This window comes from Bradyrhizobium sp. B124, assembly GCF_038967635.1.
In the GTDB taxonomy this organism is placed as follows: domain Bacteria; phylum Pseudomonadota; class Alphaproteobacteria; order Rhizobiales; family Xanthobacteraceae; genus Bradyrhizobium.
In genome coordinates this window covers 3,355,256-3,375,400 of the sequence record NZ_CP152413.1, presented here as the reverse complement: position 1 = coordinate 3,375,400, position 20,145 = coordinate 3,355,256, and the positions used below count along the sequence as shown (strand labels likewise).

20 protein-coding genes are annotated in these 20,145 nt (G+C 65.4%); 12 read left to right on the top strand and 8 right to left on the bottom strand.

Annotated features, from left to right (window positions below; genetic code table 11):
* Positions 1-100 precede the first annotated feature (100 nt).
* The 5 genes from AAFG13_RS16210 (at position 101) to AAFG13_RS16190 (ending at position 5,860) form a co-directional block, all read left to right on the top strand.
* Positions 101-2,827, top strand: a complete 2,727-nt coding sequence (locus tag AAFG13_RS16210) for a hybrid sensor histidine kinase/response regulator (RefSeq protein ID WP_342712627.1) — start codon at positions 101-103, stop codon at positions 2,825-2,827.
* 22 nt (positions 2,828-2,849) lie between these two features.
* Positions 2,850-3,320, top strand: a complete 471-nt coding sequence (locus AAFG13_RS16205; protein WP_173638259.1) for a chemotaxis protein CheW — start codon at positions 2,850-2,852, stop codon at positions 3,318-3,320.
* 63 nt (positions 3,321-3,383) lie between these two features.
* On the top strand, positions 3,384-3,749 hold the full coding sequence (locus AAFG13_RS16200; RefSeq protein ID WP_018273268.1) for a response regulator: 366 nt from the start codon (positions 3,384-3,386) through the stop codon (positions 3,747-3,749).
* 75 nt (positions 3,750-3,824) lie between these two features.
* Positions 3,825-4,994: a chemotaxis response regulator protein-glutamate methylesterase gene (locus tag AAFG13_RS16195; RefSeq protein WP_212316420.1), complete on the top strand. Its 1,170-nt coding sequence runs from the start codon at positions 3,825-3,827 to the stop codon at positions 4,992-4,994.
* Positions 4,991-5,860, top strand: a complete 870-nt coding sequence (locus AAFG13_RS16190) for a protein-glutamate O-methyltransferase CheR (protein ID WP_092116424.1) — start codon at positions 4,991-4,993, stop codon at positions 5,858-5,860. The genes AAFG13_RS16195 and AAFG13_RS16190 overlap by 4 nt, the downstream gene beginning before the upstream one ends.
* A gap of 198 nt (positions 5,861-6,058) precedes the next feature.
* On the opposite strand, the gene AAFG13_RS16185 is transcribed toward AAFG13_RS16190, so the two are convergent.
* From AAFG13_RS16185 to AAFG13_RS16170, 4 genes are all read right to left on the bottom strand, one after another.
* Positions 6,059-7,216 carry a glutathionylspermidine synthase family protein gene (locus AAFG13_RS16185; RefSeq protein WP_342712626.1) on the bottom strand — a complete coding sequence of 386 codons (1,158 nt, stop codon included), beginning with the start codon at positions 7,214-7,216 and terminating at the stop codon, positions 6,059-6,061.
* 42 nt (positions 7,217-7,258) lie between these two features.
* Entirely contained in the window at positions 7,259-7,474 is a 216-nt protein-coding gene (locus AAFG13_RS16180) for a hypothetical protein (RefSeq protein ID WP_212316415.1), read from the bottom strand.
* A 108-nt stretch (positions 7,475-7,582) separates the two neighbouring features.
* Complete coding sequence (locus AAFG13_RS16175; RefSeq protein WP_342712625.1) at positions 7,583-8,005, bottom strand: hypothetical protein; 423 nt, start codon at positions 8,003-8,005, stop codon at positions 7,583-7,585.
* Between the two features lie 15 nt (positions 8,006-8,020).
* Positions 8,021-8,425: a DUF350 domain-containing protein gene (locus AAFG13_RS16170; protein ID WP_024583958.1), complete on the bottom strand. Its 405-nt coding sequence runs from the start codon at positions 8,423-8,425 to the stop codon at positions 8,021-8,023.
* 217 nt (positions 8,426-8,642) lie between these two features.
* Here AAFG13_RS16170 and AAFG13_RS16165 point away from each other — a divergent pair, with 217 nt between their 5' ends.
* From AAFG13_RS16165 to AAFG13_RS16155, 3 genes are read left to right on the top strand one after another with little or no spacing between them, the layout of a single operon-like run.
* Entirely contained in the window at positions 8,643-8,900 is a 258-nt protein-coding gene (locus AAFG13_RS16165; protein WP_342712624.1) for a hypothetical protein, read from the top strand.
* Between the two features lie 19 nt (positions 8,901-8,919).
* Complete coding sequence (locus AAFG13_RS16160) at positions 8,920-10,107, top strand: hypothetical protein (RefSeq protein ID WP_342712623.1); 1,188 nt, start codon at positions 8,920-8,922, stop codon at positions 10,105-10,107.
* 10 nt (positions 10,108-10,117) lie between these two features.
* Positions 10,118-11,701, top strand: a complete 1,584-nt coding sequence (locus AAFG13_RS16155) for a S53 family peptidase (protein ID WP_342712622.1) — start codon at positions 10,118-10,120, stop codon at positions 11,699-11,701.
* 77 nt (positions 11,702-11,778) lie between these two features.
* Here the strand turns inward: AAFG13_RS16155 and AAFG13_RS16150 are convergent, their stop codons facing one another.
* Entirely contained in the window at positions 11,779-12,480 is a 702-nt protein-coding gene (locus AAFG13_RS16150; RefSeq protein ID WP_016848562.1) for a response regulator transcription factor, read from the bottom strand.
* Positions 12,481-12,847: 367 nt separating this feature from the next.
* Between AAFG13_RS16150 and fliI the strand changes: the two genes are divergently transcribed.
* The 4 genes from fliI (at position 12,848) to AAFG13_RS16130 (ending at position 16,430) form a co-directional block, all read left to right on the top strand.
* Positions 12,848-14,173, top strand: a complete 1,326-nt coding sequence (fliI, locus tag AAFG13_RS16145; RefSeq protein WP_342712621.1) for a flagellar protein export ATPase FliI — start codon at positions 12,848-12,850, stop codon at positions 14,171-14,173.
* A gap of 108 nt (positions 14,174-14,281) precedes the next feature.
* Complete coding sequence (gene fliJ, locus AAFG13_RS16140; RefSeq protein ID WP_021081901.1) at positions 14,282-14,701, top strand: flagellar export protein FliJ; 420 nt, start codon at positions 14,282-14,284, stop codon at positions 14,699-14,701.
* Between the two features lie 205 nt (positions 14,702-14,906).
* Positions 14,907-15,452, top strand: a complete 546-nt coding sequence (locus AAFG13_RS16135; RefSeq protein ID WP_342712620.1) for a sigma-70 family RNA polymerase sigma factor — start codon at positions 14,907-14,909, stop codon at positions 15,450-15,452.
* Between the two features lie 3 nt (positions 15,453-15,455).
* Positions 15,456-16,430, top strand: a complete 975-nt coding sequence (locus tag AAFG13_RS16130; RefSeq protein WP_342712619.1) for an anti-sigma factor — start codon at positions 15,456-15,458, stop codon at positions 16,428-16,430.
* A gap of 296 nt (positions 16,431-16,726) precedes the next feature.
* Here AAFG13_RS16130 and AAFG13_RS16125 read toward each other — a convergent pair whose 3' ends face one another.
* The 3 genes from AAFG13_RS16125 to AAFG13_RS16115 form a co-directional block, all read right to left on the bottom strand.
* Entirely contained in the window at positions 16,727-16,927 is a 201-nt protein-coding gene (locus tag AAFG13_RS16125) for a hypothetical protein (protein ID WP_092116406.1), read from the bottom strand.
* A 406-nt stretch (positions 16,928-17,333) separates the two neighbouring features.
* Positions 17,334-19,466 (bottom strand): flagellar biosynthesis protein FlhA, encoded by a 2,133-nt coding sequence (flhA, locus tag AAFG13_RS16120; protein WP_342712618.1) that lies wholly within the window; start codon positions 19,464-19,466, stop codon positions 17,334-17,336.
* Between the two features lie 299 nt (positions 19,467-19,765).
* The gene (locus tag AAFG13_RS16115; RefSeq protein WP_212316400.1) at positions 19,766-20,062 is read right to left on the bottom strand and encodes a hypothetical protein; all 297 of its coding nucleotides are present in this window, start codon (positions 20,060-20,062) and stop codon (positions 19,766-19,768) included.
* Between the last annotated feature and the right edge of the window lie 83 nt (positions 20,063-20,145).

The following is a 20,145-nucleotide window of genomic DNA, read 5'->3' as shown; positions in this document are numbered from 1 at the left end:
ACCAAACTTAAACGCTTTGCGGAGAAGCTGACCTAAGTTCCGGCCGGCGCGTCGATGTCGCGCGCCGCAGCGTTTTCGGCGTTTTTCGAAGGTTGGTTTCATGGACGATCTGTTGCGCGAGTTCCTGACGGAGAGCAGCGAGAGCCTGGACACGGTCGACAACCAGCTGGTGCAGTTCGAGCAGGATCCGAACAACGCGAAGATCCTGGATAACATTTTCCGGCTTGTGCACACGATCAAGGGGACCTGCGGCTTCCTCGGGCTGCCGCGGCTGGAAGCGCTGGCGCATGCCGGCGAGACCCTGATGGGCAAATTCCGCGACGGCATGCCGGTGAAGGCGGAAGCCGTGACGCTGATCCTGTCCTCGATCGACCGCATCAAGGAGATCCTCGGCGGGCTCGAGGCGACCGAAGCCGAGCCGGAGGGCAACGACCGCGACCTGATCGATCAGCTCGAGGCGATGGTCGAGCACGGCATGGCCGCGATGGCTGCTGGTGAAGCTGCCGCCGAAGAAGCTGTGCCTGTCGTTGAATCTCCATCCGTGCAGGCGGCGATGACCGAAGGCACGCTGGTGGTGCAGACGCTGGAGCGTCCGCTGCGCCCGGGCGAGGTCTCGCTCGACGAGCTCGAGCGCGCCTTCCGCGAGACCGAGATTGAAGTCGCAGCACCCGCACCTGTGCCGGTCGCGAAGGCCGTCACCGCTGCGCCCGCGGCCGAGCCGGTTGAAGCCGCAAAGAAGCCGGCCCGCAAGGCCGCCACCGAGGATGTCCAGGAAGGCGACAAGATCGCCAACCAGTCGATCCGGGTCAATGTCGACACCCTCGAACACCTCATGACCATGGTCTCCGAGCTGGTGCTGACCCGCAACCAGCTCTTGGAGATCTCACGCCGCAACGAGGACACCGAGTTCAAGGTGCCGCTGCAGCGGCTCTCCAACGTCACCGCCGAGCTGCAGGAAGGCGTCATGAAGACGCGCATGCAGCCGATCGGCAATGCCTGGCAGAAGCTGCCGCGCATCGTCCGCGATCTCTCCGGCGAGCTCGGCAAGCAGATCGAGCTGGAGATGCACGGCGCCGACACCGAGCTCGACCGCCAGGTGCTCGACCTGATCAAGGATCCGTTGACGCACATGGTGCGCAACTCCGCCGATCATGGCCTGGAGACCACCGCCGAGCGGGTCGCTAGCGGCAAGCCCGAGCAGGGCACCATTCGCCTCAGCGCCTATCACGAGGGCGGCCACATCATCATCTGCATCGCCGACAATGGCCGCGGGCTCAACACCGAGCGGATCAAGGCCAAGGCGCTCCAGAACGGTCTCGTCACCGAGGCCGAGCTGGAGAAGATGACCGAAGCCCAGATCCACAAGTTCATCTTCGCGCCGGGCTTCTCGACCGCAGCCCAAGTCACCTCGGTGTCCGGCCGCGGCGTCGGCATGGACGTGGTGCGCACCAATATCGACCAGATCGGCGGCACCATCGACATCAAGAGCGTGGCCGGCGAGGGCGCCTCGGTCACCATCAAGATCCCGCTGACGCTTGCGATCGTCTCCGCGCTGATCGTGGAAGCCGGCGGCGACCGTTTTGCGATTCCCCAATTGTCTGTGGTCGAGCTGGTGCGGGCCCGCGCCAACTCCGAGCACCGCATCGAGCGGATCAAGGACACCGCAGTCTTGCGGCTGCGCAACAAGCTGCTGCCGCTGATCCATCTGAAGAAGCTCCTCAAGATCGACGACGGCGCGACCAGCGATGCCGAGAACAGCTTCATCGTGGTCACGCAAGTCGGCAGCCAGACCTTTGGCATCGTGGTCGACGGCGTGTTCCACACCGAGGAGATCGTGGTCAAGCCGATGTCGACCAAGCTGCGGCACATCGACATGTTCTCCGGCAACACCATTTTGGGCGATGGTGCTGTGATCATGATCATCGACCCCAACGGCATTGCCAAGGCCTTGGGCGCGTCCGGCTCCTCGGCCCATGACATGGCCGACGACAATGCGGCGGCCCATGCCTCGAGCGGCGAGCAGCTGACCTCGCTGTTGGTGTTCCGCGCCGGCTCCAGCCAGCCCAAGGCGGTGCCGCTCGGCCTCGTCACCCGGCTGGAGGAGATCGCAACCGACAAGATCGAGCTCTCGAACGGCCGCTACATGGTGCAGTACCGCGAGCAGCTGATGCCGCTGGTGCAGATGGCCGGGGTCGAGGTGCAGACCCAGGGCGCGCAGCCGATCCTGGTGTTCGCCGACGACGGCCGCTCGATGGGGCTCGTGGTCGACGAGATCATCGACATCGTCGAGGAGCGGCTCAACATCGAGGTCGCGGGCAGCCAGGACGGCATTCTGGGCTCGGCCGTGATCAAGGGGCAGGCCACCGAGGTGATCGACGTCGGCCACTTCCTGCCGATGGCGTTTGCCGACTGGTTCTCGCGCAAGGAGATGCGCCCGTCGGCCTCGGCGCAGTCGGTGCTGCTGGTCGACGATAGCGCGTTCTTCCGCAACATGCTGGCGCCGGTGCTGAAAGCCGCCGGCTACAAGGTGCGGACCGCGCCGAACGCGCAGGAAGGGCTCGCCGCGCTGCGCTCGGGGCAGGCCTTCGACGTCGTGCTGACCGACATCGAGATGCCCGAGATGAACGGCTTTGAGTTCGCCGAGAACATCCGCAGTGACCACAATCTCACCGGGCTGCCGATCATCGCGCTGTCGGCAATGGTGTCGCCGGCGGCGATCGAGCGCGGCCGGCAGGCCGGCTTCCACGACTATGTCGCCAAGTTTGATCGTCCCGGGCTGATCGCGGCGCTGAAAGAGCAGACCGCCGAATTGCGCCGGGCGGCGTGAGGGGATGCGAGGAACAGGATCGATGAGCAGCAAGACCGAGACCAGTGAAGGCGCGATGGCCGAGTACGTCACGGCCGTGATCGGCGGGCAGCTGTTCGGCCTGCCGATCTCGCGGGTGCAGGACGTGTTCATGCCGGAGCGGCTGACGCGGGTGCCGTTGGCCTCCAGCGAGATCGCCGGCGTGCTCAACCTGCGCGGCCGCATCGTCACCGTGGTCGACATGCGCGCCCGGCTCGGCCTGCCCAAGGCCGACGACGGCACGCCACCGATGGCGGTCGGCGTCGACCAGCGCGGCGAATCCTATGGCCTGCTGATCGACCAGATCGGCGAGGTGCTGCGGCTGCCCGACGACAGCCGCCAGGACAACCCGGTCAACCTCGATCCCCGCATGGCCAGGCTCGCCGGCGGCGTCCACCGCCTCGACGGCCAGCTCATGGTCGTCCTCGATGTCGATCGCGTGCTCGAACTGGTGCCTGATGCCAAAGCGGCCTGAGACGGGCCGACTGAATCGAAGAACTGAAACATCCCTCCGGGGATGAGGAAGTAGAGGTCGCAGATGAGAACGTGTCTTGTTGTCGATGACTCAAGCGTTATTCGCAAGGTTGCCCGCCGTATCCTGGAAGGGCTCGATTTCCAGATCGTCGAGGCCGAGGACGGCGCCAAGGCGCTCGAGGCCTGCAAGCGCGCGATGCCCGAGGCCGTGCTGCTCGACTGGAACATGCCCGTCATGGACGGCTACGAGTTCCTCGGCAATCTTCGCCGGATGCCCGGCGGCGATCAGCCCAAGGTCGTGTTCTGCACCACCGAGAATGACGTCGCGCATATCGCACGCGCGCTGCATGCCGGTGCCAACGAATACATCATGAAGCCGTTCGACCGGGACATCGTCACCGCGAAGTTCCAGGAAGTCGGTTTGATTTAAGTCTACGTTCGATCCGGCGGCAGAAGCCTTCGGCTCAACGGTTGTTGTGCGTCGTGTTGCGTCGCTGGTGAAGTCATGAGTGTTGCGTTGACAAGTACTGCGGTCCCGACATCGACCCGTTCCGACAAGGTGCGGGTGATGGTCGTCGACGATTCCGTGGTCATCCGGGGGATGATCTCGCGCTGGATCGGCGCCGAGCCCGACATGGAGGTCGTGGCCTCGCTGCGCACCGGCCTCGACGCCGTCAACCAGCTCGAGCGCTTCAACCCCGACGTCGCGGTGCTCGATATCGAGATGCCCGACCTCGACGGCATCTCGGCGCTGCCGCAGCTCTTGGCGAAGAAGCGCGACCTCGTCATCATCATGGCCTCGACGCTGACCCGCCGCAATGCGGAGATCAGCCTGAAGGCGCTGTCACTCGGCGCGTCCGACTACATTCCGAAGCCGGAGAGCACGCGCGAGGCGACCGCCGCGGAAACCTTCCGCCATGACCTGATCCAGAAGATCCGTCATCTCGGCGCCAAGGCGCGGCGCAGCCCGGTGCATACGACGGCGAGCCCGCCGCTCGCGCCCGGCCACGACAAGCCGCGCGTGGGGCTGGCCCCTGCAGCAGCGCCCGCGGCGCCCGCCCAGATCACGCGCCGTTCGTTCGGCCTGCTGCAGCCGAAGGTGCTGCTGATCGGCTCCTCCACCGGCGGCCCGCAGGCGTTGATGTCGCTGGTCGCAGAGATCGGCCCGGTGATCGACCGCGTCCCGGTGCTGATCACCCAGCACATGCCGCCGACCTTCACCACCATTCTCGCCGAGCATCTGGCGCGCACCAGCAAGCGGCCGGCGCATGAGGGGATCGACGGCGAGAGCATCAGGCCGGGTCAGATCTATCTGGCGCCGGGCGGACGCCACATGCGGATCGTCCGCCACGGCATCGATGCCACGATCGCGCTCGACGACGGGCCGCCGGTCAATTTCTGCAAGCCCGCGGTGGATCCGATGTTCACCTCCGCGATCGATGTCTGGCAGGGCAGCATCATGTCGGTGATCCTGACCGGCATGGGCTCCGACGGCATGCGCGGCGGCAAGGACATCGTCGCCGCCGGCGGCAGCGTGATCGCCCAGGACGAAGCGAGCAGCGTGGTGTGGGGCATGCCTGGTGCCGCGGTCAATGCCGGCATCTGCGCCGCCGTGCTGCCGCTCAATCAGATCGCATCGAAGCTTGTTCGCGTGTTTGCGGGAGACCGTTCGTGACGCCGCTGGACTACGAGTATCTGCGTAAGCTGCTGAAGGAACGTTCCGGCCTCGATCTGTCGGCCGACAAGCAATATCTCGTCGAGAGCCGCCTGCTGCCCCTGGCGCGCCGGTCCAACCTCGCCGGCATTCCCGAGCTCGTCCAGAAGATGAAGGGCGGCGCCGAGATGCTGACGTCGGAGGTGGTCGAAGCGATGACCACCAACGAGACCTTCTTCTTTCGCGACAAGATTCCGTTCGATCATCTGAAGGACGCGGTGCTGCCGGCGCTGGCGCAGGCCCGCGCCGCGCGTCGCAGCTTGCGCATCTGGTGCGCGGCGTCGTCGACCGGGCAGGAGCCCTATTCGATCGCGATGCTGCTGAAGGAAATGACCGCGCTGTTCACCGGCTGGCGCATCGAGATCATCGCCACCGACCTGTCGCAGGCGGTGCTGGAAAAGTCCAAGGCCGGCCTGTTCAGCCAGTTCGAGGTGCAGCGCGGCCTGCCGATCCAGCTGCTGGTCAAGCACTTCGTGCAGAAGGGCGAGCTCTGGCAGCTCAACGCCGATATCCGCGGCATGGTGCAGCATCGCCAGCTCAATCTGCTGCAGGACATTTCGCATCTCGGCACCTTCGACGTGATCTTCTGCCGCAACGTGCTGATCTATTTCGATCAGCAGACCAAGGCAGGCATCTTTGGCAAGATCTCCCGGATGCTCGAGCCCGACGGCGTGCTGGCGCTTGGCGCGGCGGAATCCGTGGTCGGCATCACCAATCTGTTCAGGCCCTATCCCGACCGCCGCGGGCTCTATCAGCCCAGCACCGCGCCCGTCGCGCGTGCCGGCGCCGCCCATGTGCTGAAGGCGGTCGCGTCCGCGGCGCGCTGACTTGACTGGATCTCTCTAAATCAGGAAGGCAACTCTGCCTGTTCCGTCACCCCCGCGCAACGGCTTCGCCGTTGTCGCTGGAGGAGCCGCGAAGCGGCGTCTCGAAGGGTGGACGGCCACCAGCCGGGCCGTGCACTCTTCGAGGCTCGCTCCGCTCGCACCTCAGGGTGACGGGAAAAAAGCGCGTGCGTCGACGCTCTACAAAATCGCGTGCGGCAGGAAGCGCGATGTGTTGCCGGTGATCGGGTTCTCGTCCTCGCGGATCGAGAGCCCACACGGCGTGCCGTCGACAAGCCAGCTGCCGAGCACGGGGTATTGGCCGGAGAAATTCGGCAGCGGCGCGAGCGCCTGCCGGATGAAGCCCTCGGCGCCGTAGGGGCCTTCCTCCGCGACCAGCGTGATGCCGGCGCTGACCAGTTCGACATTGGCGCCTTCGCGCGAGTAGATCGGCTTGCGCACGAACGAGGTGCCGAGCTGCGCAGCCTGCGGATCGTCCTCGAAATAGGCCGGCAGCAGATTGGGGTGGTTCGGGAACATCTCCCACAACAGCGGCAGGATGCCCTTGTTGGACAGGATCGCCTTCCAGGGCGGCTCGATCCATTGCGTCGGCGCCGAGCTGAGGTTCTTGCCGAACGCGTCGTGGAACATCCACTCCCATGGATAGAGCTTGAAGGCGAGCGTGATCGGGCTTTCGTCGAGGTCGACGAACTGGCCGTCACTGCGCAGTCCGATCTGTTCGATGTCGAGCAGCGTGGTCTTCAGCCCGGCCTGCGCCGCGGTGTCCTCGAGATAGGCGAGGGTGCCGGCATCCTCGGCATTGCCGGTCAGTCCGGTGAGATGCAGCGGATGGGTCGCGCCGATCGTCTTCCAGGCCTCGATCAGCGCCTCGTGGATCGAGTTGAACTGGTCGGCGCGCTTCGGGATGATGTTGCGCTCGATCGCCTGTTCGAGCCAGGTCCATTGAAACACCGCCGCCTCGAAGATCGAGGTCGGCGTGTCGGCATTGTATTCGAGCAGCTTGGCCGGGCCGCTGCCGCTGAATTTGAGGTCGAGCCGGCCGTAGAGGCTCGGCTCCTTGCGGCGCCAGCTCGCCGCGATCAGGTCCCAGAACGCTTCCGGTATCTTCAGCCGGCGCAGATATTGTTCATCCTTGACCGCGCGTCCGGCGAGCTCGAGGCACATCGCGTCGATCTCGCCGGTCGGCGCCTCGATATCGCGCTCAATCTCGTCGAGCGTGAAGGCGTAATAGGCCCGTTCGTCCCAGTAGCGTTCACCGTCGATGGTGTGGAAAGTGAATCCGGCGCTTTCGGCGGTTGCCTGCCAATCGTCGCGCTCGGAACATACGATGCGTTGCATGAAGGGGTCCGTGATCTTCAGACGATGCGTGTCAGCTCGGTGTCAGCCGCCGCCATGCGAGGGACCGTTGTCGTAGTGGGCGATGCTGCGTGGCGCGCCGCCGAAGCCGCCGGAGGGTGATATCTGCTCGGGCTTCCGCCTGGCTTTGTGCCCCGCATAATGATGACTGCGGGCATGGCCTGGCGTCAGGCCCATCGAGGCTGCGCCGATCGCGACGCTTCCCATCAATTTCAGCCAGACCCGTCGCGAGCGTTTCATGGACGCGATCCTTGCCGCCTGCCTTGCCTTCTGCGGAGCCGCGCCGAGTGTCCATCAGCTCCGATCGCCGGGCAAGCGAAAGCGCATGACGACACGGCAAAGTGCGTGTCAGCCACCGCCGAAGCCGAACGCATGCGCGAACGAGCCGAAACCGCCGCGGCTGACCGACGAGCTTGACGACGAACCCGACGAGGATGACGAGCCGCCCGACGAGGAGCTGCCGCCGTAGAAGCTGCTGCGCGACGAGCCGCCGCCACCACCGCTGCCGCCCGATCCCGACGACGAACTGCGCGGCGCGCAATCGCCGCCGGGTTGCGGGGAGACCGGCGCGGTGACACCCGGAGGCGTCGGCTGGATGGGCTGGCAATTCTGCCGCGGCATCAGCGCGTAGGCGCCGCCGCCGACCGCGAGCGTGCCCATCATCAGCAGCGCGACATGGCTGGAGCGTTTGGAAGGCGGATCGGGCCGCGGCGGCACCGCCGGCACCACTGGTCTCCGTTTGCCGAATTCCGGGTTCGGTTTGCGCGCCATGGTTAGCTCAATGGCTCAGTAGATCATGCAGGCCGCGTTCAGCGCGCCTGCGGCCAGCGATGACAGCCCGAGCCAGATCGCCGCCGCCATCTCGCCGGAGGCGATCCGCGCCGACAGGTTCGGCACCGGGATCTTCACGATGTAATAGACGATGATCTGCACGATCAGCGCGATGATGCTCCAGATCAGGCAGTCCACCACATTGGCGGAATGGGCGATGGCGCTGACCACCGGCAGCACGAAGCCGAGCAGGCTCAAGCCCAGCGCAATCGCCGCCGCCGGATCGTTGTCGCGGATCAGCTGGAATTCGTCATGCGGGGTGACGCGGGTGTAGACGAAGAGGTAGGCGACCACGGCAATCAGCGCCGTGCAGAAATAGACCAGGAACGCCGGCAGGCCGGCGAGGGATTGCAGGATCATGTGATGCGCCCGAACAGCCCTAGGTGGTCATCCTATAGCTGATTGGTCGCGGTTCGCGAAGCTTCGGTTCGATCCAGCCTGTGGGCTCCGGTGGCCGCGGACGGCCACCGGAAAATTGCTGCGCGGGGATGTGAGCCGCTTCACAGCTGCCCTCGCGATGGTTGCCTATACGGTATACAACCAGAAGTGCTTGTCGCGAATGGGTTCGGTGATCCCGATGACGACCAGTTTTGGCAACGACATCCTGCCGATGTTTCGACCGGGTGACGTCGCCTGCATGACCCCCAAGGGCGTTCGGCTCGGCGACGCCGGCTGGATCTGCGACCCGGCCGCCAATGATGACTTTGCCGATCACGCCAATGCACGCCGCGTCTTCGCTGCGCTGTCGTCCGGCTTCATGCCGCCCGGTCACCGGTGGTCGCAGGACTCGCTCGATGTCTATGCGAGCTGGATGGGGGACGGATTCCAACCTTGAACCCGATGTGGAGAGCAAGATGAGAAGGTCGATCGACACGCTGCTCGTCTGTGGTCTGTTTCTGGTTCCCGCCATTTCGGCCGCGGCGCAATCGCCGCCGAATCCCGCGATGACCGCGCCGGATCAGGTCGCCTGGCAGCTCTTCATCCAGGCCAACACCCGCGCCGGCGGCAGCAATTCGACGTTCGAGACCTGGGCGAGCGATACCGATCTGTTTCAGCCCAATCCGCAGTTTCCGGCGGTTGCGACACCGCCGTCGCTGCGCCCGCCGATCCTGCCGCAGGTGGCGCGCGAAGGCGTGCAGCAGAGCGGCGGATTGCTGCCGGCGCTGCCGCCGGGCGCCGCGCAGGGGCAGATGGAGGAAACGCGTCACAACAAGCCGACGTTCGACTTCATCGTCCAGAACAACCTCTACAAGCGTTCGGGCGTGAAGGCCGCATTCGGCAAGGCGCTGTCGTTTCCGGTCGATTCCGTCGAGGTGAAGGGGAATTGGCTGCCGGTCAGCGACATTCCGCAATTCACCAACAACAAGGTGACGGTGGCGCAGGTGCCGCAGCTCTATCACGTCAACAGCGCGGCCGGCGTGCAATACGCCCTGGTCTCGATGCATGTGATCAGCAAGCAGGTGCCGAACTGGACCTGGGCGACATTCGAGCACCGCTTCAATCCGGGCCGCTGCGACATCATCGGCTGTCGTGACAATTTCGGCGCGCAGACCGCGTTCGTGCCGTCGAACCGGACCGCCGGCCAGGGCTATCCGGATTGCGCCAAGACGGCCGCGCTGACGGCGTTGCTGTCGAGCGCGGATATCGATCCGGTCTACAACAACTACTGCCTGAAGGGGTCGCAGGTGGATTTCGTCGACAATGTCGGGCTCGACATCAGGGTCGGCAATTCCGTTACCGAGGACGGCTTCGTCGCGACGTCGTCCTGCATCACCTGCCACGGCCGCGCGGCCTTCAAGGCCGACGGCACGCCGTCGTCGCAGGCGGGATTCCTCTCGTTCGGCCCGAATGGCCCGATCGCTCCGCTCGGGCCGCTGCTGCCCGAATGGTACTGGAAGTTCTCGGGCCAGCCGCCGATCTTCGAAGGCAAACCAGGTCTCACGCGCATCGCGACCGCGGCAGACTTCGTCTGGTCGATCCCGTTCTGCGCCTACGACGATACGCAGAATCCGGCGCAGCCGAGCCCATGTGCCGGAAAGTGAGACCGCACTGATGGCCGGCGCGCGCGAGCGCAGAGTTCCGCTTGCCGGCAGCAACCGCGCCGCGCCTGTCGGTGCGACGCTGGTCGGCGATGTCGATCCCGACGAGCGGATCCCCATCGTGGTCTATGTGAAGCGGCGCACCCCCGACAAGTTTCCGACGGGCAGCGCCGGGGATCTCGCCCGGCTCTCCCTGCCGATCACGCGGCACCAGCTCGCGACCCAGCGCCATCGCAGCCATGCCCGCGCCGTCGCCCGCGTGGTGCGGCTGGCGGCAGAGCGGGGCTTGACCGTCGGCCGCAGCGATCCTGTCGCGCGCACGGTCGAGCTGGAAGGCACGGCGCGGCAGATGGCCGAGATCTTCGGCGCGACGCTTCGCACCTACCGCGACGGCGAGCGCACGTTTCGCGCGCGCGTCGGCGGCCTGACGGTGCCGGCCGAGATCGCGCCATGGACCCGCGCCATTCTCGGCTTCGATCAACGGCCGCTGCGGACCAGGACGCCGCTTGCGCAGGCCCGGGCCGACATGGGCAGCGGCAGCGGGCTGTGGCCGACCGACATCGCGGCCCTCTACGGCATTCCGCTCGATCGCGACGTGTCGTCGACCTGCGTCGGCATCATCGCTCTCGGCGGCGGCTATCTCGCGAGCGATCTCGCCATGGCGGTGGCCGGCATGAACCGGCCGCCGCCGGTTGTCGTCAATGTGCCGCCGAGCGGCAATGGCGGCTTCGGCACTAACGATGTCGCCGATCAGGAGATCGCGCTCGATCTCCAGGTGCTCGCCGGCCTGCTGCCGAAGAGCAAGATCGTCGTCTACTTTGCCGAGAACTCCGCCGCGGGTCTGACCGACGCGATCCATCAAGCGGTGTTCGATGAAGAGCATGCGCCCCAGGTGGTCTCCGTCAGCTGGGGCAGTGCCGAGAAATACTGGACCGGGCCGGGGCGCGACGCGATGCAGGCCGTGCTGGCCGATGCCGCGCGGCTGCGTGTCAGCGTGCTGTTCGCCTCCGGTGATCAGCTCGCGACGAGCGGCCTGGCCGACGGCAAGGTTCATGTCTGGTTTCCCGCCTCGAGCCCCTATGCGACGAGTTGCGGCGGCACCCAGCCCGTGCCTGCCGCGGGCAATGGATCAGCCGCAGCGGAGGCGGTCTGGAATGCCGGCGCGGTCGGCACCGGCGGCGGCATCAGCGACGCGTTTCCCGTCCCCGACTATCAGTCGCATTTGACGCTGCCGAAATCGCAGAACGACGGCGCTATCAGGCGCGGCGTTCCGGACGTCGCCTGCGCGGCCGCGGCAAGCCCGGGCTACCGCATCATCGTCAACGGACAGGCGATGGCGATGAGCGGGACCAGCGCCGCGACACCGCTATGGGCCGCTCTGGTCGCAATAGCTGTCGCCGCGCGCGGCGAGCAGATAGGCTTTCTCAACACCGCGCTTTATTCCAACCCCGGAGCATTCCGTGCGGTCGTGCAGGGCAACAACCGCGTCGGCGGCAAAGGCTACGATGCCGGCCCGGGCTGGAGCGCCTGCACCGGGCTCGGTGTTCCGAAGGGCGCGGATCTGCTCGCCGCTTTGACCGCGATCCCGGTGGCGTAAGTCCTAAAAACAAAAACCCCGCCATTTGCGGCGGGGCTCAAGTCGAAAGCGAAGTCGGAACGCTGCGGGCCAGAAGGTCAGGCGGGAATGCGTTCGTCGGCCTCGTGCGGCTCGCGCAGCACGTAGCCGCGGCCCCACACGGTCTCGATGAAATTGCGGCCCTCGGAGGCGTTGGCGAGCTTCTTGCGGAGCTTGCAGATGAAGACGTCGATGATCTTCAGCTCCGGCTCATCCATGCCGCCGTAGAGATGGTTGAGGAACATTTCCTTGGTGAGCGTGGTGCCCTTGCGGAGCGAGAGCAGCTCCAGCATCTGGTATTCCTTGCCGGTGAGGTGCACGCGCTGACCGCCGACCTCGACCGTCTTGGTGTCCAGATTGACCACGAGATCGCCGGTCTGGATGACCGACTGGGCGTGACCCTTGGAGCGGCGCACGATCGCGTGGATGCGGGCGACCAGCTCGTCCTTGTGGAAGGGTTTGGTCATGTAGTCGTCGGCGCCGACGCCGAGACCCTTGACCTTGTCCTCGATGCCGGCGAGGCCGGAGAGGATCAGAATGGGAGTCTTGATCTTCGAAACCCGGAGCTGCTTGAGCACGTCGTAGCCGGACATGTCGGGCAGGTTGAGGTCGAGCAGGATGATGTCGTAGTCGTAAAGCTTGCCGAGATCGACGCCTTCTTCACCGAGATCCGTCGTGTAGACGTTGAAACTCTCGGATTTGAGCATCAATTCGATCGACTGCGCGACGGCGCTATCATCTTCAATCAGCAAAACGCGCATGCCAGTCCCCTATAGTCGCCGCTCCGGGCGTCAGGTCGGCCGCACTTGCGGCACTCACAAAACGCCTTTGAACAACTGATTCGGATCCTGACGAGATATGGTTAACAAAAACTGATTCCTCGACGCAAGCTCTAACCGTGCAATTTTTGTCGAATCGCCCTAAGATATTGCGTAGAAGAAGCTTTTCCTAACTGCGCTCGTTCAGTTTCCACATTAAGAGCCGGGCCTAACCGACTCTCGCGACTCGCCCTTCTTCTGATGGGCGAGCGACCTCAGTCACCAAAGACAGTGACGCAATGATTAATGATGCGGGTAAACACGAAGTTAAGCGGCCGGCGCAAAATTGCCGAAACTTAAGGTTTTCGCAATGAAGGCGCTCGCGGAGCAGATCGGGGACATCGACGGCGTCAATATTTATGGCCGTGTGGTCGGCGTCCGCGGGCTCATGGTCGAGATCGCCGGCCCCATTCACGCGATGTCGGTCGGCGCCCGCATCGTGATCGACGTCGGCGCCGGCCGCTTCATCCCGGCCGAGGTGATCGGCTTCTCCGGCGAGAACGCGGTGGTGATGCCGTTCGGCGGGCTCGAGGGCGTCAGGCGCGGCTGCCGCGCCGTGATCGCCAATGCGGCGAGTCAAGTGCGGCCGTCGCCGGCCTGGCTCGGCCGCGTCGTCAACGCGATGGGCGAACCGATCGACGGCAAGGGGCCGCTGCAACAGGGCGCCTCGCCGATGTCCTACCGCAACTCGCCGCCGCCGGCACATTCACGCAAGCGGGTTGGTCCGCCCCTCGATCTCGGCGTGCGCGGCCTCAATACTTTCCTGACCTGCTGCCGCGGCCAGCGGCTGGGCATCTTCGCCGGCTCCGGCGTCGGCAAGTCGGTGCTGCTGTCGATGCTGGCGCGCAATGTCGATGCCGCGATCTCGGTGATCGGGCTGATCGGCGAACGCGGCCGTGAGGTACAGGAATTCCTCCAGGAGGATCTCGGCGAGGAGGGGCTGGCGCGCTCGGTCGTGGTGGTCGCCACCTCGGACGAGCCGGCGCTAATGCGGCGCCAGGCGGCGTATCTGACGCTCGCGATCGCCGAGTATTTCCGCGACGAGGACCAGGACGTGCTGTGCCTGATGGACTCGGTGACGCGCTTTGCGATGGCGCAGCGCGAGATCGGCCTCTCGGCCGGCGAGCCGCCGACCGCCAAGGGCTACACGCCGACGGTGTTCACCGAATTGCCGAAGCTGCTGGAGCGGGCAGGGCCGGGCACCGGCGTCGGCACCATCACCGCGATCTTCACCGTGCTGGTCGACGGCGACGATCACAATGAGCCGATCGCGGACGCGGTGCGCGGCATCCTCGACGGCCATATTGTGATGCAGCGGACGATCGCCGAGCGCGGCCGCTATCCCGCGGTCAACATCCTCAAGTCGGTCTCGCGCACCATGCCGCGGTCCGCCGACCCCGACTTCCTGCCTTTTATCAACAAGGCGCGGCAGGTGATGGCGACCTATGCCGACATGGAGGAACTGATCCGGCTCGGTGCCTACCGGCCGGGTTCCAGCCCCGAGGTCGACGAGGCGATCCGGCTGCATGAGCCCTTGGAGAGCTTCCTGCGCCAGGCCAAGGACGAGGCGACCAGCCTCGGCGACGGCTACCGGCAACTCGCTCAAATCCTGTCGGGTTTGGAAACGGAACGCTAACTTTGTCAGGCCATCATCCCCGGCACACCATAGCTATGCCGGCGGGGCCCAGGGGGGAGCCGGTTCTGTCCCGCGTTCAGAATTGGGACTTCTGGGGAGTATGAGTCGATGAAGTCACGTGAAACGCTGATCCGCCTGAAGAAGTTTCAGGTCGATGAAAAGCGCCGTCGGGTTACCCAGATCGAAGGCATGATCGCCGATTTCCAGCGCATGTCCGTCGAGCTCGAGCGCGAGATCCAGACCGAGCAGGAGCGCGCCGGGATCAATGATCCCTCGCATTTCGCCTATCCCACCTACGCCAAGGCCGCGATCCAGCGCCGCGAGAACCTGACCCGTTCGGCCGACGAGCTGCGTGCCCAGCTCGACGACGCCAAGGCGCTGCTGTCGGAAGCCTTCGAGGAGCTGAAGAAGGTCGAGCTGCTTGACGAGCGCGACCAGGCGCGCGAACGCGCGGAGGAGAGCGCTCGCGAGCAAGCCGACATGGATTCGATCGGCCTGATGCGGGCCCGGCTCGGCGTCATCGCCTGATACCTCGCTCCCTCCGCTGACCATCTTGAGAGCCCGGGCCGATCGCCCGGGCTTTTTGCTGGGCGCTGTCCACAAGCAGGCCTCTCGTCGGCCACTTGGCGGATCGTGCTGTCCCAAAATATGCTACCACCGGTGCGGACCAGATGATGATCGGCGGCGCGGTGGCAAAGGGGCGATTGGGGGATGCAGGCTTGGAGGGCCCTGAATGCTGACGCCGGCTGAGCTCGTCTGGCTGATCGCCGCCGTCGCGAAGGGGGATGAGGCCGCCTTTGAGCGGCTGTACGCCGCGACCCGCTCGAAACTCTTTGGCGTCGTGCTCCGTATCTTGCGGCGTCAGGACCTCGCCGAGGAGGTCATTCAGGAGGCTTACGTCAAGATCTGGAACAGCGCCGGGCAGTTCAACCCGGCCCTGTCGTCCCCGATCACGTGGATGGCGTCGATCGCGCGCAACCGGGCCATCGATGTCGTGCGCAAGCGAGGCGAGTCCTCGCTGGAAGATGAGCCTGCGGCGATGGAAGTCGCCGCCGACTCGCCCGATCCGCTGGCGCGACGGGAAATGACGGAAGAGTTGAAGCGGTTGCTGGAGTGCGTCGGTCGTCTGGAGCCCGATCGTCAGAAGCTCGTGCTGCTCGCCTATTACAACGGCTGGAGCCGCGAGCAGCTCGCCGCAAAGTTCGAGACACCGGTGAACACGGTGAAGACCTGGCTGCGCCGCAGCCTGATGGATATCCGGGAGTGTCTTGGACTCTGATTGATGGCCTATAGCGAAGACCATATCGCGCTCGCCGCGGAATATGCGCTCGGTACGCTCGATGCCGACGAGCGCACGCAGGTCGAGACCATGATGGCCGTGGACACCGAGTTCGCCGCGCTCGTGCAAGCCTGGGAGTTCAGGCTCGGGCCGCTGAACCAGATGGTCGGCCTGGTCGAGCCGCGCCCGGTGGTCTGGGAAAACATCAAGGCGGCGATCGGCCATGCCGGCGCGCCGCAGGCGCCGCTGGTCTTGCCCGAGACGCCGACCGCGACGGTGACGCCGCCGCCGATCACCGACGATCCTGGTTTCGGCTCGGCGTTCGATCCGGAGCCTGCTCAGCCATCAGAAATCCCACAGCCGGCCGAGATTCGGCGGCCACCAATCCAGCCACGTTTTGGCGTCAACGACAGCACCAACATGATCGCGCTTGCGGGCCGCGTGAAGCGCTGGCGCGGCATCGCGTCGGCGGCGACCGCGATCGCGGCCGCGCTGCTGGTCACGCTCGGCCTGCAGATCTACCGGCCCGACGCGTTGCCGAATGCGATCCGTCCGAAGCCGCGCATCCAGACCGTCGAAGTGAAGACGCCGGCGCCGGCGCTCGCGCCGTCGGCGCAGTATGTCGCGCTGCTGCAGGGACAGAATGGCGGGCCGGCCTTCATCATGACCATCGACGGCGCGACCAAGAACTTCACCGTGCGCAAGGTCGGCGCTCCGTCCGAGCCCGGCAAGAGCTTTGAGCTCTGGTTGATCTCCGACAGGCTGCCGCAGCCGCGCTCGCTCGGCGTGATCGGCGCCGATGATTTCACCGCGCGCCCGGTGCTGTCGGGCTACGATCCCGACGTGATCAACGGCGCCACCTACGCGGTGACGGTCGAGCAGGCCGGCGGTTCGCCGAATGGCCAGCCGACTTCGGCGCCAATCTTCACCGGCAAGCTGATCGAGACCGTGCCGCCTGCGTCGGGTTCGACGCGATAAACCCGCGTGGACATCGCGAACGGTTCCGTCATTGCGAGGAGCGATAGCGACGAAGCAATCCATCTTTCCGTACAAGCGGTGACAGTGGATTGCTTCGCTTCGCTCGCAATGACGTGGCAAGTGTGCGCCACCTGTCACCTGCGCAGTTGAGCTGCCCCATCCGCACAAAAAGAAAACGCCCGTGGGGAGCGGGCGTTTTCGATAGTCAACTTGGGGGTAGTTGGGGGTCTTAAATATCCACGCAGCGACTTTGGGGGGCTGTAAAGAACACTACGTGAATTCGTGAAACTCTCCTGTTAGCGGACCAGCGAGTTGCTCGTGCTCGTGATCGCGACCGGCTTGCCGGCCTTCATGACACGTGCCGTCTGTGTGTAACCCTCGTCCGACGAATTGTGCGCGGTGATGCCGAAACCAGCGACCAGAATACCGGCGACCAAGGCCACGACCACAATCTTCAGGTGCGTCGTACGATCAGCGCTGTAGATCGAGTGGTTCATGGAAGTCTCCTGCCGCCTTCCTGCTCTCAGTAAATCTGTCGGTTTGGTCTTCTGCCCGGTTCAACGTCTCGTGCCCCACCAACGTAGGATTTGCCGATTCCGTTCCCTAGAGGCCATCACAAGGGCGTGATGAGACGTGATCGGGCGCGATCAAAAACCGTCTCCGGCCCCAAAATCCACATTAACTGGATGTAATATCAGTAACTTGCTCGGAAGCCGGATCATGTTACCCCAGATAGGACCGTTCCGGACTGTTCCACATAAATCAGTTGCCTGTGGCGAGAAAGCACAGGCGAAAACGCAAATGATTTGCGACGGCTACAGCGTTTTCGAGCGAAGCCTGTCCCGCACTCGATGCGGGATGGACGCCGGTTCGCGTGAAGAAAACGCGTCCAAACAAGAAGCTCTACACGCTGCCGACGGTCTTCAGCCGGGCTCGCGGATGGATCTCGGCCTGCGACAAGACGGTGGTCTGCGAGCGGAACCGCTCCACCAGTGAGCGAACGAACGGCCGGATCGCGGCCGACGTCACCAGCACCGGCGCCTCGCCCTCGCGCGCCGCCTGCTCGAAGGCGTTGCGCACGGCGGTCATGAATTCCGACAGCTTCGAAGGCTGCATCGCCAGGCTGCGGTCGTCGCCTTGGCCGACGATCGACTCGGCGAACGCCTGTTCCCAGCGCGCCGACAGCGCGATCAGCGGCAGATAGCCGTTCGGCGAGGTGTTCTGGGCGCAGATCTGGCGCGCCAGCCGGGCGCGGACATGCTCGACCATGGTGGCCGGATTGCGCGAGAACGCCAGCGCGTCGGCGATGCCCTCGAGGATGGTGGAAAGGTCGCGGATGGAAATCCGCTCGGCGAGCAGCAATTGCAGCACGCGCTGGATGCCCGACACCGTGACCTGGCTCGGCACGATGTCCTTGATCAGCTCGCCCTGCTCCTTCGGCAGGTCCTTCAACAGCTTCTGCACCTCGCCGTAGGACAGCAAGTCCGCCATGTTGGTCTTGAGCAGCTCGGTCAGGTGCGTCGACAGCACGGTCGCGGCGTCGACAACGGTGTAGCCCTTCAGCGCAGCCTCTTCCTTCAGGCCGGCATCGACCCAGGTCGCCGGCAGGCCGAAGGTCGGTTCGATGGTGTGGATGCCCGGCAGCTGTACCTGGTTGCCGGCGGGATCCATGACCATGAACTGGCTCGGCCAGATCTTGCCGGTGCCGGCGTCGACTTCCTTGATCTTGATGACGTAGCTGTTGGCCTCGAGCTGCACATTGTCGAGGATGCGCACCGCCGGCATCACGAAGCCCATCTCGATCGCGAGCGAGCGGCGCAGCGCCTTGATCTGCTCGGTGAGGCGGTCGGTGCCGTCGGGGCCGTTGACCAGCGGCAGCAGCGCGTAGCCGAGCTCGATCTTGAGGTCGTCGATCTTCAGCGCGGCGGCGATCGGCTCTTCCGCGGCGGCAGCGGCGGCGGCCGCGGCTGCAGCGGGGGCGGCCGCGGCGGCGGCCTCGGCGGCGTTGGCGACCCGCTTCTTCTTGCGCGCGTTCCAGGCCAGCGCCGCGGCGCCGGAGCCCAGCGCCAGGAACGGCAGCGTCGGAATGCCCGGCAGCAGCGCCAGCACCAGCATGACGCCGGCCGACATGCCGAGCGCCTGCGGATAGCCGGAGAGCTGGCGCATCAGCGCCTTGTCGGCGGCGCCGGTGATGCCGGCCTTGGAGACCAGGAGGCCGGCTGCGGTCGAGACGATCAGCGCCGGCACCTGGGTGACGAGGCCGTCGCCGACCGTCAGCACGGTGTAGGTGCGTGCGGCTTCACCGAAGGAGAGGCCCTGCTGGGCGACGCCGATGATGATGCCGCCGACGATGTTGATGCCGACGATCAGGAGGCCGGCGATGGCGTCGCCGCGGACGAATTTCGAGGCACCGTCCATCGCGCCGAAGAAGCCGCTCTCGTCTTCCAGCGCCTTGCGGCGCTCCTTGGCGGCCTTCTCGTCGATCAGTCCGGCGGACAGGTCGGCGTCGATCGCCATCTGCTTGCCGGGCATCGAGTCCAATTGGAAGCGCGCCGCAACTTCGGCGATACGGCCCGAACCCTTGGTGATGACCACGAAGTTCACGATCACCAGGATCGCGAACACGATGATGCCGATCACGAAGTTGCCGCCCATCACGAAGTTGCCGAACGCCTCGATGACGTGGCCGGCAGCCGCCGTGCCCTCGTGGCCGTGGCTCAGGATCAGCCGGGTCGAGGCCATGTTCAGCGACAGCCGCATCATGGTCGAGATCAGCAGGATGGTCGGAAACGACGAGAATTCCAGCGGCGCCTGGATGAATAGCGAGGTCATCAGGATCAGGATCGAGATCGTGATCGAGACCGCCAAAAACAGGTCGAGCACGATCGAGGGCAGCGGCAGGATCAGCACCACCAGGATGGTGAGGACGCCGAGCGCCAGCGCGAGATCGCCGCGCTTGAGGATGTCGCCGATCTCGCCGAGGCTCGGCAATCCGCTCTTGCCTGCCGTGCCCTGACCCGCCGTGACGTCGACCATGGTAGCCGCTCTCCCCCGCGACTGGCGGCCGCGGCCGCCAAGCGTCTGCGCGACGGCCGCAGGGCCGCCGTTCCGAAAGTGAGGCACCGCGCTGGCGTTCACGGGGATCTCCGCCCGTTAGACGCGTTCGACGACACTCGACTTCACTCGGCAATTCTTGCCGGGTGTATGGTTAGCAAAGGGTTAACAAGTGCGCTTTACGGGGGGCGCGGGTCGTCGCAGGGGCCGGGCATAGGGGGTTTTTCGGCCGCGAGGGGCGGGGGGGCCGCCCGGCCGTTCCAGCGGCGGGTTCGCTGCCTCTACCTGAGCGCGCCGAGCACGACGCCCGATGCGGCGATGAGGCCGAGCGTGATGACGCTGGCGCGCCACAGCAATTGCTGCCGGGCGGCGCGCCGGTCGTGGAAGGCAAGCCAGTCGTGGACAAAGCCCGCGGGAATGTCGAACACCACGGCAAGCTCGTCGCGATAGTGCGTCTCATGCTCGCAATACATCGTCCGGACCGTCGGCACGCCCAGCCGCTCGAGCTCGCAATGCCACTCCCAGGCATGCTTGCCGTTGGTCCAGCGATTTTCGAAGGGGATCACGTGTGATTCCATGACGAGCCTCCTGGCCCACCCTTGAACCTCACGTGGCAAGTCTAGCTCAATATCCGGACCGGAGCGAGGTCGGCGTCGGCTGG